This is a genomic window from Flavobacteriales bacterium (assembly GCA_020635395.1).
In the GTDB taxonomy this organism is placed as follows: Bacteria; Bacteroidota; Bacteroidia; order NS11-12g; family UBA9320; genus UBA987.
In genome coordinates, this window is the sequence record JACJZV010000001.1 from 324,870 (window position 1) to 338,614 (window position 13,745).

The 13,745-nt window shown below is 39.2% G+C and carries 11 protein-coding genes and 1 pseudogene; 6 read left to right on the plus strand and 6 right to left on the minus strand.

Features of this window, described 5'->3' with window-relative positions; all coding sequences use genetic code 11:
* Positions 1–194 precede the first annotated feature (194 nt).
* Both H6607_01385 and H6607_01390 read left to right on the plus strand, forming a co-directional pair.
* Positions 195–1,646, plus strand: a complete 1,452-nt coding sequence (locus H6607_01385) for a Do family serine endopeptidase (GenBank protein MCB9261013.1) — start codon at positions 195–197, stop codon at positions 1,644–1,646.
* 172 nt (positions 1,647–1,818) lie between these two features.
* Positions 1,819–3,234 (plus strand): MBL fold metallo-hydrolase, encoded by a 1,416-nt coding sequence (locus tag H6607_01390; protein MCB9261014.1) that lies wholly within the window; start codon positions 1,819–1,821, stop codon positions 3,232–3,234.
* Position 3,235: 1 nt separating this feature from the next.
* On the opposite strand, the gene H6607_01395 is transcribed toward H6607_01390, so the two are convergent.
* The 5 genes from H6607_01395 to H6607_01415 all read right to left on the minus strand — a co-directional run bounded on the left by H6607_01395 (position 3,236) and on the right by H6607_01415 (position 10,435).
* Positions 3,236–3,979 (minus strand): hypothetical protein, encoded by a 744-nt coding sequence (locus H6607_01395; protein MCB9261015.1) that lies wholly within the window; start codon positions 3,977–3,979, stop codon positions 3,236–3,238.
* A complete protein-coding gene (locus tag H6607_01400) occupies positions 3,979–4,611 on the minus strand; it encodes a YdcF family protein (protein ID MCB9261016.1) in 633 nt (210 codons plus the stop codon). The genes H6607_01395 and H6607_01400 overlap by 1 nt, the downstream gene beginning before the upstream one ends.
* 106 nt (positions 4,612–4,717) lie before the next feature.
* The gene (gene glmS / locus H6607_01405; GenBank protein ID MCB9261017.1) at positions 4,718–6,562 is read right to left on the minus strand and encodes a glutamine--fructose-6-phosphate transaminase (isomerizing); all 1,845 of its coding nucleotides are present in this window, start codon (positions 6,560–6,562) and stop codon (positions 4,718–4,720) included.
* 21 nt (positions 6,563–6,583) lie between these two features.
* Positions 6,584–7,855, minus strand: coding sequence for a methionine adenosyltransferase (locus tag H6607_01410; protein ID MCB9261018.1), 1,272 nt, complete (start codon positions 7,853–7,855; stop codon positions 6,584–6,586).
* 123 nt (positions 7,856–7,978) lie between these two features.
* Positions 7,979–10,435: a M1 family metallopeptidase gene (locus H6607_01415; protein ID MCB9261019.1), complete on the minus strand. Its 2,457-nt coding sequence runs from the start codon at positions 10,433–10,435 to the stop codon at positions 7,979–7,981.
* A gap of 100 nt (positions 10,436–10,535) precedes the next feature.
* Here H6607_01415 and H6607_01420 point away from each other — a divergent pair, with 100 nt between their 5' ends.
* Together H6607_01420 and H6607_01425 are read left to right on the plus strand one after the other, a co-directional pair.
* Entirely contained in the window at positions 10,536–10,952 is a 417-nt protein-coding gene (locus H6607_01420) for a hypothetical protein (GenBank protein MCB9261020.1), read from the plus strand.
* A 19-nt stretch (positions 10,953–10,971) separates the two neighbouring features.
* Entirely contained in the window at positions 10,972–11,397 is a 426-nt protein-coding gene (locus H6607_01425) for a DUF2071 domain-containing protein (GenBank protein ID MCB9261021.1), read from the plus strand.
* On the opposite strand, the gene H6607_01430 is transcribed toward H6607_01425, so the two are convergent.
* Positions 11,298–11,753, minus strand: a complete 456-nt coding sequence (locus H6607_01430; GenBank protein MCB9261022.1) for an AAA family ATPase — start codon at positions 11,751–11,753, stop codon at positions 11,298–11,300. The genes H6607_01425 and H6607_01430 overlap by 100 nt on opposite strands.
* Positions 11,754–11,874: 121 nt before the next feature.
* Here H6607_01430 and H6607_01435 point away from each other — a divergent pair, with 121 nt between their 5' ends.
* The gene (locus H6607_01435) at positions 11,875–13,014 is read left to right on the plus strand and encodes a hypothetical protein (GenBank protein MCB9261023.1); all 1,140 of its coding nucleotides are present in this window, start codon (positions 11,875–11,877) and stop codon (positions 13,012–13,014) included.
* A pseudogene (locus tag H6607_01440) lies at positions 13,011–13,723 on the plus strand (DUF2071 domain-containing protein). The gene H6607_01435 and the pseudogene H6607_01440 overlap by 4 nt, the downstream one beginning before the upstream one ends.
* The last annotated feature ends 22 nt before the right edge of the window (positions 13,724–13,745 follow it).

Here is a 13,745-nt window from a genome sequence, read left to right on the forward strand (position 1 = left end):
AATCGAGAAAGGTAAAAAGCTGAAATAAAATTTAACTTTTAAAACGTTACAAATATCGAAATTTATCGCACAATTTGCCGAAGGTTCTATAAAGTGGTTGTTGATAGTAGAAATTATTGGACGTAGGACTAGGCAAAGGTTTGATGAATAAAGATAATTATTAATAGGTTAATGTTTTTTAAATTAGTAAGAAAATGAGAAAAATTATTGGAGTTTTAGCAATTGCTGTGGTTGGAGGTTTTGTGGCTTTGGGGCTCAACCATTATTTTTTTAAGGATAGCAATAACCCCAAAAGTTTTGAAGAGCAGCAAAAAGCGTATTTCACCAGCCAACATTCGGCTTTGGAGTCGGGGGTTGGAGATTTTGTAGAAGTATCAGAAAGGGCAACCCCCACGGTGGTTCACATCAAAACACAAATTGAGGTGGCTCAATCTGCACAACCCGATATGTATGACCCATTTGGTTTTTTTAATGATCCAAGATTTCGGAATCAAGGGCCACAAGAGGCATCCGGTTCAGGGGTTATTATTATGAAAAATGGGTACATCGCAACAAACAATCACGTAATTGAAAATGCCACTAAAATTGAGGTGATTTTGAACGACAAAAGAAGCTACAATGCCGAGTTGATAGGCAAAGACCCTGAAACCGATTTGGCTTTGCTTAAAATTGAAGAAGACGATTTGCCGTTTTTGCCCTTTGGCAATTCAGACGATGTAAAAGTGGGTGAGTGGGTAATAGCCGTTGGCAACCCTTTTAATTTGACAAGTACCGTTACGGCAGGAATTGTAAGTGCAAAAGGCAGAAATATCAACCTGCTTCGCCAAAACAGTGAGTATGCCATCGAAAACTTTATTCAAACAGATGCCGCCGTAAACCCTGGAAACAGTGGTGGTGCGTTGGTAAATACGCGAGGCGAATTAATTGGTATAAACACGGCAATTGCCTCACAGACAGGTTCTTATGCAGGGTATTCGTTTGCTGTTCCGGTAAATATTGCCAAAAAGGTATTGGACGATTTAAAGACGTATGGGGAAGTGAAACGAGCCATTTTGGGTGTAAGAATACAGGATATAACCGCCGAATTGGCGGCTGAAAAAGGATTGAAAAACGTGAAAGGGGTGTTTATTCCGGAAGTGGTAGATGGTGGAGCCGCCGACAAAGCCGGAATCAAAAAAGAGGATGTAATCTTAAAAATAGATGGGGATGAAATAAACAAGGCCAGCGAATTGCAAGAAAAAATCAGCAAATATCATCCCGGCGACGAAGTGAAAGTGACCATCAGGCGAGATGGCAAAGAAATGGACAAAACCATAAAATTATTAAGCAAGGATGGTAAAAAGGAGATAAGTACGGCAACCGACCGAGAGGAAAAAACAGTGCTTGGCGGAACACTCGAAAACCTTAGCCACAGCGAAAAATTGGAGTTGAAATTAAGCAACGGCGTTCGAGTGAAAAAGGTAGGGAAAGGAGCGTTAAAGGACAAGGGTGTGCCGGAAGGATTTGTAATAACACAAATAGACAGGCAACGCGTTTATACTACTGCCGATGTGGAGAAAATACTGAAAGGCAAAAAGGGGTCGGTATTGATAGATGGCAAAAAGCCCGATGGTAAAGAAGAATCGTATGCCGTAAGAGTGGAATAATTTCTTGAATTTTAAACTAAATAAAAGAAAGGACATCGGATGGTGTCCTTTTCTTTTTGTCAAAACTCTAATTTTTTGGTTCAGACATCATAGGATTTTACCTGTCAAAAAAGGCAATATTATCTTACAAACCACTCAATTTTTTGTAACCTTGCATTTCAATTATTAAACAATGGCTAAAATTAAATTTTGTGGAGCGGCTCAAACAGTAACAGGAAGTTGTCATTTACTTACTCTCGATGACGGAACAAAAATTTTGTTGGATTGCGGGCTTTATCAGGGTAATGAAGAAAAATATGAAAACTTCAATCGAGAGTGGCTTTTTAATCCGCATGAGATTGATTATATGATACTTAGCCATGCTCATATTGACCACAGTGGCCGCATACCAAAATTGTGCAAAGACGGCTATCAAGGCGATATAATCTGCACCAGTGCCACCCGCGATTTGGCCGCCATTATGTTGATGGATAGTGCTTTTATTCAAGAAAAAGATGTGGTATATGTAAACAAGAGTAAAGAGCGATTGGGATTAAAACCACTCAATCCACTTTATACGGTAGATGATGCACAAGCCTGTATGGAGCAATTTGTTGGCATAAGCTACAACCGATGGTTTAGAATCAACAACACCCTGAGTGTTATGTTTAAAGATAGCGGCCACATTTTGGGAAGTGCCAGTGTAACCCTCAGAATCGATATGCCAGACGGATACAGCAAATTCATTGGGTTTACAGGAGATATTGGCCGACCAGACAGACCGATTTTACGCGACCCCCAACCAATGGATAATGTGGATTATTTGATATGCGAATCTACCTATGGTGGGGAAACGCATGGCGGTACGCCAGACAACAAGGCTGAATTGTTGGAAGTAATAAATTATACCTGCGTTGAGAAAAAGGGGAAACTGGTAATTCCTGCTTTTAGCGTGGGGCGAACACAGGAAATTGTCTATATGCTCGACCAGTTAGAAAATGAAAAAAAATTACCTAAAATACCAGTGTTTGTTGATAGTCCGCTGGCGGTAAATGCCACCGACATTTTTACCATGCATCCCGAATGTTTTGATGGCAGCATTTTGGAATATATGAGTAAAGACCCCAATCCATTTGGGTTCAATAATTTGAGATATGTTCGAAGCGTGGAGCAAAGCAAAAAAATAAATGAACTAAAAGGGCCGGCAATTATTATTAGTGCAAGTGGTATGATGACGGCAGGTAGAGTAAAGCACCACCTGGCGAACACCATTGAAGACCCTAAAAATACAGTTTTGGTGGTTGGTTATTGCTCTCCCGGAACATTGGGAGGCTATTTGCGAGATGGAGCCAAAGAGGTTCGCATTTTTGGATTAACGCACAAAGTAAAGGCCGAAGTAAAAGTGCTTGATTCGTTTAGTGCTCATGGCGACCAACAAGAAATGCTCGATTATTTGGATAATCAAAACCGGCATAAATTGAAAAAATTATTTTTGGTTCATGGCGAAATTGAGCGACAAGAAGTGTTTAAAAATGCACTAAGAGAAAACAAGTTTCAAAGTGTTGAAATTCCGCACTTGGGTCAAACGTATAATATTGATTTAGAATAAATTAGTGAATGTTATAATTGCCATCAGGATTAATTATTACATCTAACAATTCGCCTTTTTGTTCAAAATGTTCATACACTGGTTTTAGACTTTCCCAAAAGGCATGCAAATCTGTTTGAGGAAATTGTGTTTTTAAAAGAACCATGTTTGAATAATTTAAACGAGTTGGGAAAATATGCACAGGTATTAAATTTTGACCGCTATTTTTTGCCAAAACGAGCATCAGATATAATTCTTCAATACATGAGTCTGTAATGGGAATACAGCCCACTGTTTCACAACCTCCATGAATATATATATCTCCTCCAAGATTTTCCCTTTCACCTTTTATGCTGTCTGCTTTGTTTGGGTAGTTTACCTTTACCGACAGATGGTAGTTGCTCTCGGGGTTAAATCGTGAGATTTGATAAAATCCTTCAGGAATCTGCAAATCACCTTTTTTTCGTTTGGGTCCAGGAATCCCAACATTGCTGCAAAAATTGTAGGATTCTATTAGCCGATAAGTGTCCTCGTTTATGTTTTTGCCCCAGGCCTCAAGCACTCCTTCACGCTTAAAAATTCTTACATATATATCAAAACTGTCTTGATGTATCCGTGCCAGACCTATTTTAGTTTTAACAAGAATTTCTTTTGACTCAAATGCTTTTTTTACTCGGCTATAACGCATTTGTTTTGATTTAAAACTTTCGTCACAGACAAAGGCTAAGCTCAAAATGGAAACGAGAATTATTAAATAAGGTCGCATTATTTCAGTTCAATTTTATCTCCCAAAAAATGAGGTTTTTTGTTAAAAACGATGTCCAACACGGCTTTTACTCGGGCCAGTTTTTCTCGTGCATGAACCCGCAAGCCATACACACTTGTTATGTCTTTTGCATTGAGGCCATAGGCATCAATGCCTTTTTTTCGTGCCAAATAAACCGCTCTTTGATTGTGAAATTTTTGAGAGACAATAATAAAGCCATCTTGCCCAAAAATTTCTTTCATTCGCACAACGCTATCGAGGGTTCTAAACCCGGCGTAATCAATGAAAATAACTTCGGCAGGAATACCTCTTGATATTAGAGAGTCTTTCATGGCGGTTGACTCGTCATAGTCCTTTCGGCTATTGTCGCCACTCACTACAATGTATTTTACTTTTCCTGATTTGTAAAGTTTTACGGTGGCATTTATTCGGTAGGTAAAATACCAATTTGGCTTGCCACTTTTGAGGGTAGGCGAGGTGCCCAACACCAAAGCTGATTTACTTTCGGGCAATTGTTCAACCTCATCAAAAATGCGATTTTTTGCCAACGCTTTTACCTGAAAATCACTGTAAACGATGAAGATTGTTATTAAAATGGCGGCGGCAACAATCCATTTCAGATGCTTTTTTATTTTACTCAACATACATTTTTGGCAATGAATTTTTTGATTCCCGATTCACTATTAACAACAACTTATTGTTCAAATTAGTATGTTGAAATTGGCAAAGAAACAGATATTATTCGACCGTTACCGATTTGGCCAAATTTCTTGGTTGATCAACATTGCAACCACGCATTACGGCAATATGGTAGGATAACAATTGCAGCGGAATGGTGGCCAAAATGGGTACCAGAGTGTCTTCTGTGTCAGGTATTTCGATACTGTAATCGGATATTTCTTTCACTTTGTCATCGCCTTCAGTAACAATAGAAATGATGTTTCCTTTTCGGGCTTTAACCTCTTGAATGTTGCTCAAAACCTTTTCGTAGTAACCTCTTTTTGGGGCAATTACTACAACGGGCATATTTTCGTCTATAAGAGCAATGGGGCCATGTTTCATTTCGGCAGCTGGGTATCCTTCGGCATGAATGTAGCTGATTTCCTTTAATTTAAGAGCACCTTCTAATGCCACAGGAAAGTTTACACCTCTACCCAGATAAAGAAAATTGTTTACGTCTTTATATCGTCGAGAAATTTCTAATACTTTGTCCGAACATGATTTTAGAACTTGCTCAACTTTTTCGGGAAGTGTATCAAGTTCTGTGAACATTTCTCGCAAACGCTCTTTTGAAATTTTTCCGCGTATGTCGGCTATACCCAATGCAATTAAGGTTAAAACAGTAACCTGAGCTGTAAAGGCTTTTGTGGATGCCACCCCAATTTCGGGGCCTGCGTGTGTATAGGCTCCGGCATCAGTAAGTCTTGGAATAGACGAACCAACCACATTGCAAATACCATAAATGGTAGCTCCGGCTTTTTTTGCCAACTCCAAGGCTGCCAGCGTGTCTGCGGTTTCGCCTGATTGACTAATGGCTATTACCAAATCATCTGCTGTAATAATCGGGTCGCGGTATCTAAACTCGGAGGCGTATTCCACCTCCACAGGAAGTCGTGCAAATTCCTCAATCAGGTATTCACCTACCAAACCTGCATGCCAGCTGGTGCCACAACCTACAATGATTATTCGCTTTAAATTCTTGATTTTCGACTCGTATTCGTGCAAGCTACGCATGGCAAATCGCAAACTGTTTTTGTCGAAACGGCCACGCATACTGTCGTAGATTGATTTGGGCTGCTCGTATATTTCTTTTAGCATAAAATGCTCAAAACCACCTTTTTCAATCGCTTCGAGTGTTACCTCAAGTTTTTGGATATAAGGGGTTGTTTCAACATTTTGAATGGTTTTTATTTTAAGGTCATTACCCTGAATATGGGCTATTTCGTTGTCTTCAAGATAAATAACATCGCGGGTATATTCAACAATCGGAGTGGCATCGCTGGCAATAAAAAATTCGGAATTTGCTTTGCCAATACCCACCACCATTGGGCTACCTTTTCTGGCACCAATCAATGTGTTTGGGCTGTCGTTGCTAACTATCACGATGGCATAAGCACCCACAACTTCATTCAAAGCCAATCGAACCGCCTCTAACAAATCCACCTTTTCGTGTTCTTTGATGTCTTCAATTAGATGAATCAGAACCTCAGTGTCGGTTTCACTTTCAAAGGTGTGGCCACGCTTTAACAGGGCTTCTTTTAAGGTGGCATAGTTTTCAATAATTCCGTTGTGAATTACGGCCAATTTGCCACTTTGGCTTACGTGAGGATGGGCGTTTACTTGATTTGGCTCACCGTGAGTTGCCCAACGCGTATGTCCCATACCTAAGGTTGCCGACTGGTCGATGGATTTGGTCATATCTACCAAATCCTGCACCTTACCTTTTTGTTTATAAACGTGCATTCCGTCTTTAACCAAGGCAATTCCGGCACTATCATATCCTCTGTATTCAAGCCGCTGAAGGCCTTTTATCAAAAAAGGATATGCTGCATTGGGACCGATGTAGGCAACTATTCCGCACATAAAAGTTAAAAAATTAAGTTATTACAAATTAAAACTTGCTTTTACCTTGTCAACGTAATCAAGTTTTTCCCAGGTAAACAATTCTACTTCAACCTCGGTGCGTTGTCCGGCGTTTTCAAACACTTTTTTTACAATTCTCGATTCTCTACCCATGTGGCCATAGGCAGCAGATTCAGAATAAATAGGTGTTCTAAGTTTTAATCGTTCTTCGATGGCATAGGGTCGCATATCAAAAATTTGCTCCACCTTTTTGGCAATTTCTCCATCGGTCATGTTCACTTTAGCAGTACCGTAAGTGTTTACAAAAATGCCGCACGGTTTGGCTACACCGATAGCATAACTAACTTGCACCAACACTTCGTCGCACACACCGGCTGCCACCAAGTTTTTGGCAATATGTCGGGTGGCATAAGCTGCCGAGCGATCCACTTTTGAAGGGTCTTTTCCAGAAAAGGCACCACCACCATGGGCACCTTTTCCACCGTAGGTGTCCACAATAATTTTTCTTCCGGTTAGGCCGGTATCTCCGTGTGGGCCACCAATTACAAATTTTCCTGTTGGGTTGATGTAGTATTGAATTTGGTCGTTGAACAACGCTTGAATTTCAGGTTTAAGCTGAGCTTTCACTCGAGGAATAACCAAATTAATCATGTCTGATTTTATTTTGTTCAGCATGATTTCATCTTCCGCAAAATCATCGTGTTGTGTCGAAATTACGATGGTATCTATTCTCACGGGTTTATTATCGTCAGAATATTCAATAGTTACCTGCGATTTTGAGTCGGGTCTTAAATACGTAATGTCTTTATTTTCTCTACGCATATTGGCCAGTTCCATCAAAATTTTGTGCGACAAATCCAATGCAAGTGGCATGTAGTTGTCGGTTTCTCTGGTGGCATAGCCAAACATCATACCCTGATCGCCGGCACCTTGTGCATTGGCTCTTGCCTCAAAATCATTACCCGAAACGCGTTCAACGCCTTGATTAATGTCGGACGATTGTTCGTGAATGGCAGAAACGATGCCACAGCTATGGGCTTCAAACATATAATCGGCTTTGGTGTATCCGATTTTTTTTATCACCTCTCTGGCAATAGATTGAACATCAAGGTAAATAGACGTTTTTACCTCTCCGGCAAGCACTACCAAACCAGTAGTTACCAATGTTTCGCATGCTACTTTCGAGCTTGGGTCGAAAGCCAAAAAATGGTCAATTAATGCATCTGAAATTTGGTCAGAAACTTTGTCGGGATGCCCTTCAGAAACCGACTCGGATGTAAATAGATATGACATGTAAAAAAAATGTAGTTTTTAAAATTTGCTGCGAATTTAGAGGTTTTTTCTTTGGTATGGGCATGAGATATTAGACAGAAGATTTCAGACTTCAGTCAAAATTCCTCAATACTCCAACCAAAACTACTCCACCAGTTTTGCTTTTCGCAGTTTTTCCTTTTGTTCATCGCTCAATTGGCTCTGCTCAAATACGGTCTGAATGGTGTTTTTTATTGCATATTGCTGACTATACCATCTCAAAACCTCAGAGGCAGGAGAGGCCAATCTGCCATTTTTACTGGTGGCTGCATCCAACATTCCCTCAATAGATTCGGCACTCAGGTAGTTGAATTTTTTGATAACATTCATGGCATTTGTGCGAGTTCTAAACTCATACAAATTGGTGGTATATGAAGACAGCTCATTCAAATACGTGTAATAATTGCTCGTTTTGTCGTTCATCATTTCAGCCGAATCCGATTTTAGTTGGTCAATTTTATAGGCCAACCATGTGATTCGAATATTATGCGATTGACCAAGAATAGCCTTTGTTCTGTCAAAATAGGCATCTTTGTTTTTACTGTTTGTTTCGCAGAGTAGTTGCAAGGCTTTTTCTATATTGATGTATGATTTGTCGCTGAGTGAAGATTCAATGATGGTTCTATAAGTCTCAACGTTCTCCACATTTTGTAATAAAGTTCTCTTTACCCGCACGTCGGCTTTTGGTAAATTACTTATCAAAAAAGAGTTACTTTTTGCATCGTTCAACAGTTGTTTTACAATTTCAGATTGCATGGCATAAAACGTTTCCTTTTGGAAAGTCTCCTGCAAAGCCGAGCGTTTTGTTTCGATATCTACCTCTGCCAGACCCAATAGAGCATCGTATCGGTCAATCATGTTTTTTGCATTTTTCAATTGCTCAATCAGCTCCTCTGCCGATTTTTTAAAAGTAACTTGTTTTAAAATTTCGCTGTTTATGTCAAATAAAACGTAGGCTATTTGTTTGCCATTATCATGTTCAAAAACAATGCTTTCCGTTTGATTTTCAATCCATTCTGTTTTTTCGATAAATGTTCCGTCGGTAAAATAAACCCCACATTTTATGGGCATTTTAAATAAACCTGTGGTCATGTCTTGTTGTTGAATTTGCTCAATGGTCATTACTGTTTTTTGCCCATAGTTTTGATAGGAAACTTGGTAGTGTGGCTCCCCACCTCTGTAAAGCCATTGATCAAAAAACCAATCCAAATTCATCCCTAATACATCTTGTATGGCCTGCACCAAATCATTGGTTTCCACATTGCCAAAACCATGTTTTTGAAGGTAGTAATTAATTACACGTTTGTATTCTTCATCGCCCAACACATACCGAAGCATGTGCAGCACCGTGCTGCCTTTTGGATACACTCTTGCCGAACCCGAATGTGCATGAGCAATTGGGAAATTGTCTGATTTTGACGCATTTAATGCACTGTTTACCTCGCCTCTCATTTCCCAACGATATTCGTCCGGACCGTAAATGCTACCCATAAACAATTTGGCATAATAGGTGGCAAAGCTTTCTTGAAGCCATGTTCCGGTGTTGGAGCGGGCTGTCACCAAATCGCCAAACCACTGGTGGGTGGCTTCGTGGGCATTTACCGAAACATAACTTCGGTCGTTAAAACTGTATTCGTCCACATTAAAAAAATCGCCAAAAATGGTGGCCGAAGTGTTTTCCATGGCACCATACATAAAATCCTGAACCATCACTTGGCTGTAACTTCCCCAAGGGTAGGCAAATCCGGTTTCGTCTTCCAAAAACTCAATTATTTTTTCACTGTAAAGGCTGCTAAGTTCCAATTTTTCGGGATGTTCGGGATAATACCAAAACTGAATTGGTGTGCCATTTTTGGTTTTTGTTTCTTTTACTGCAAAACGGTCTATAGCCAACATTAGCAAATATCCGGCATGAGGTTTTTGCATTTTGTAATGCCAAGTTGTGGTGTTGTCTTTATTCTTCTTTTCGCTGAGTTTTTGACCGTTAGAAAGTACCTTGAACTCTGAGTTGAACGAAACAATTGTTTCGGTGGTAAACTTGTCGTTCATGTTGTCGTACATCGGTATCCAGTGGCGGTTGTCAATGCCCTGGCCCTGTGTCCAAATCTGTTGTCGGGTTTGATTTCTGGGGTCGGTTATTTTGGGTGAATTCCAGCCGATAAAATAAATTCCTTTTTGGGGAGTGGCATCGTATTCAAATTGCAACATATAGGTTGCATCCCATTTCAAAGGAGATGCAAAATAGGTAATCACACCATCGTCAGTCGTTTTAAACTTTAAGTCAATGGTTTTGTCGCCAACCAATTTGGCGGATTTTATGGCAATTTTTGGGGCATCCCAAAAAACAGAATCAACCGTTTTGCGAAGCGGGACGAAGGTATGTGTTACCACTCCGTGAACCATTCCTTTTTCGGGTTCAAACTTCACATTTACGGCCATGTGGGTTATATCCAACTGATGCTCTCGCACCCGCCCGTCAGGGTCGGCGATGTAATGATTGAACTGTTGAGCAACGGCCTGTGTGGCTATAAAAAAACATAAAACGAATGCCAATTTTTTCATGGCTCGAAGATAGGGGGAAATTTATATACGGAATAAATTCTTGAAACCACTTTCAGTAGGTGTCACAAATTGTGTATTTTCGAAAAATTATATAAGCGAGATGAAAGTTGAAAAATCAATTCTATTTTTTGTTCTTCTCACTTTGGTAAACACATCATGTCTTACTTTATGTGGTGGAGACGGAGATGATGTAATAATGGAAGGTGGATGTATGGGTCAGTATGTTCTGGCAAATCAGTCAGGTGCCGATTTATTTGTAAAAAATCACTTTGGAACCTTGGTTGAAGTGCTGCGAGGAGACACGGTTGTGTATGATTCGATTTGGGGATTTAATTCAATGGGCGAACCATGGATAGATCAACCGTATTTAGAACTCTACCAATCCAAAAACGATAGCCTGCTGCCCGTGTATGAAGCCTATTTTGATAAAGATACAATCTGGATTACCGAGCTGATAGATGGGCAGACTTACTGTGCCCGATATACCTTTCCGGTAAATGATTCGATGTTGAAGTAAGTAAGAATTGCCATAACCAATGACCTTTTTAAAAGCAGAATGGAGAAAATTGGCCATTGCCAACTACGTGGTGGATGCCAACGTGCTATTGGATTATATTCCTGCCGGAACCGAATTGGATTTGTGGAATGGCAAGTGTTACGTCAGTTTGGTGGGTTTCATGTTTCAAAACACCAGACTTTTAGGCATCAAAATTCCGTTTCATGTGCATTTTGAAGAGGTTAATCTTCGGTTTTATGTAAAACGATTTGATAACGGAATTTGGAAACGAGGTGTGGTATTTATCAAAGAAATTGTTCCGAAAAGGGCATTGACTTTTGTGGCAAACACCGTTTACAACGAAAACTACGAAATCCTGCCCACCCCAAAAGATGGCAGCTCTGCCAATGCAAATTCCAAAAGCGAACCTGCAGCAATGAGGTGCAAATTGGGCAATTTTTCATAAAAATAGCGTAGAGAGGAAATGGCAGGTAAACAGGATTGAATTTCATCAAAAAAAAGGAGGGTGTTCCCTTCTTCAATCGGAGTTTTTGTGAGTAAAGACAATTGCTCACATATTTCTATGGGGTTTTGTGTGCCAGAAAATAGTTTGCACAAATCCGCGTTTTCATCAAAATTAACCTCAATAAAATGGTCAAAATTCTGTGCAAAGTGGCGTACCACAGAAGATTTTCCAACTTGTCGTGCACCACGCAATAGAATGGGTTTTCGATTATTTTGCCCCTTCCATTCAAGCAATTCTGTTTCGATATTTCTTTGAAAATACATTTTTCCAAACCAATAATGACTCCAAAAATACATTTTTCCAAACCAATAATGAATGATAAATTGCAAAAATCCAAACCGAAGTGGGTCTAAAAATGTATTTTGTTATGAAATAATTGGCAATTTAAAACGGGACTCTCGATTATATTTGCACGAATTGCCTCAACAAAGAAAATATCGAAACCCTTCTCATTATTCTATTCGGGAAAAACAAATTTTGGAACAAAAGCATAGACCTCTGTTAAAAGCCGAGGCTCATGTTACCACTTCAATTTTCTTCGTAATAATTCAGTTAGTCGGAGGTGTTACCTTTACCTACATTGGTTATGATGTGTTTTTAAAAAATATTTTCGAATCTTACCCACAAATCTTTATTGTATTTTTAGGCAGTTTGTTCAGTATTTTAGGAATTTCTGCATTGCTCGGAATCTACTTTCTTCGAAACACTTACTTTTTTGAAGACAGAATTGAAGTGAAGCATATTTTTGGCTTTACAATCATAACCATAGCCTATAGCGAGCGAGTTAGTTGGGCAGAAGTAGAGGAAAGTTCGGATAACATAGAGTGGAAAAACCTGATAATCTATACAAAAAAGCATAAGTTTAAAATTTCTTCCTCGGTTCATTATAATTATGAATATGCAAAAAAAATACTTACTGCCGGAATACCAAGAGATGAAGTAAAGGAGCAGCGGTGGTATGACAAAAAGTTATTATTCTTCTTTGGTGGGTTTTCTCTGATGGCTGGGTTACTGTTATTGTATCTGATTTATTCAATGATTACAACCGACAAACAAATGAATTACAATGAGTTGCAGGAAATAAAGGAAGTGATTGTAAATGAAGCGAAAATCACAAGATTGAGAGCAGGTGCATATATTAAAATGGAACTAAAATCGTATCCAACTTTCTCTTTTAAAATGGATGAAGCACGATATTCTGCTTGCAACGCCCAAGATTATGTCAACAATGTAAAAACTGGAGATACGCTGACACTTTTTGTTTCCAAAAAGCAATATCAAACGAAATTGACCAAAGAAATTCCGCTTGATTTCTTTGGTAAAACGATTGGCTACCATCAAATACCGGTTTATGAACTCGAAGACAAGAACCAAACATACCTCAGCCTCCAAGATTACAATGCCGAAGCAAAAGGGCAGAGGATAGACCATATTGTGGTACTGTCAATTATAGGGTTAATCTTTTTGGTATGTTTTTCCATATTCGTTTATATTTTGATTGGAGAATTGAGAGGTAATTCGGAAAATGAAGAACCCATAAACACGAAATACCAATGACCTTTTTAAAAGCAGAATGGAGAAAATTGGCCATTGCCAACTATGTGGTGGATGCCAACGTGCTGTTAGATTATATCATGCCGGAACCAAATTGGATTTGTGGAATGACAAGTGTTACGTCAGTTTGGTGGGTTTCATGTTTCAAAACACCAGACTTTTAGGCATCAAAATTCCGTTTCATGTATATTTTGAAGAAGTTAATCTTCGGTTTTATGTAAAACGATTTGATAACGGAATCTGGAAACGAGGTGTGGTATTTATCAAAGAAATTGTTCCGAAAAGGGCACTGACTTTTGTGGCAAACACCGTTTACAACGAAAACTACGAAACCCTGCCCATGAGCCATGTTTGGCAAGAAGCTGAAACGGGAAACACAATAAAATACAGTTGGACTAAACAAGGTTTTGAAAATTCCATTTTGGTAAAATCTCGTTCAAATTCTTTAGAAATAGAACCCGACAGCGAAACCGAATTTATAACCGAACACTATTGGGGATACGCCAAAGTGAACAACCAAAAAACCAACGAATATGAGGTGACACATCCAAAATGGAAGGTGTATGACGTGATGGATTATGCCATACATGTTGACTTTGGGTTGGTGTATGGAAAACAATTTCAATTTTTGAACCACCTAAACCCGATCTCCGTTATGCTGGCCGAAGGCTCAGAAATAAGCGTGAAAGGAAAGAGGATTTTGGAGGTTTGACAACAGTTTTTTTATGTCATTA

Coding starts and splice junctions, on each gene's coding strand:
- H6607_01385 (MCB9261013.1), top strand. CDS start 195: ATGAGAAAAATTATTGGAGTTTTAGCAATTGCTGTGGTTGGAGGTTTT.
- H6607_01390 (MCB9261014.1), top strand. CDS start 1,819: ATGGCTAAAATTAAATTTTGTGGAGCGGCTCAAACAGTAACAGGAAGT.
- H6607_01395 (MCB9261015.1), bottom strand. CDS start 3,979: ATGCGACCTTATTTAATAATTCTCGTTTCCATTTTGAGCTTAGCCTTT.
- glmS (MCB9261017.1), bottom strand. CDS start 6,562: ATGTGCGGAATAGTTGCCTACATCGGTCCCAATGCAGCATATCCTTTT.
- H6607_01410 (MCB9261018.1), bottom strand. CDS start 7,855: ATGTCATATCTATTTACATCCGAGTCGGTTTCTGAAGGGCATCCCGAC.
- H6607_01415 (MCB9261019.1), bottom strand. CDS start 10,435: ATGAAAAAATTGGCATTCGTTTTATGTTTTTTTATAGCCACACAGGCC.
- H6607_01420 (MCB9261020.1), top strand. CDS start 10,536: ATGAAAGTTGAAAAATCAATTCTATTTTTTGTTCTTCTCACTTTGGTA.
- H6607_01425 (MCB9261021.1), top strand. CDS start 10,972: ATGACCTTTTTAAAAGCAGAATGGAGAAAATTGGCCATTGCCAACTAC.
- H6607_01430 (MCB9261022.1), bottom strand. CDS start 11,753: ATGTATTTTTGGAGTCATTATTGGTTTGGAAAAATGTATTTTCAAAGA.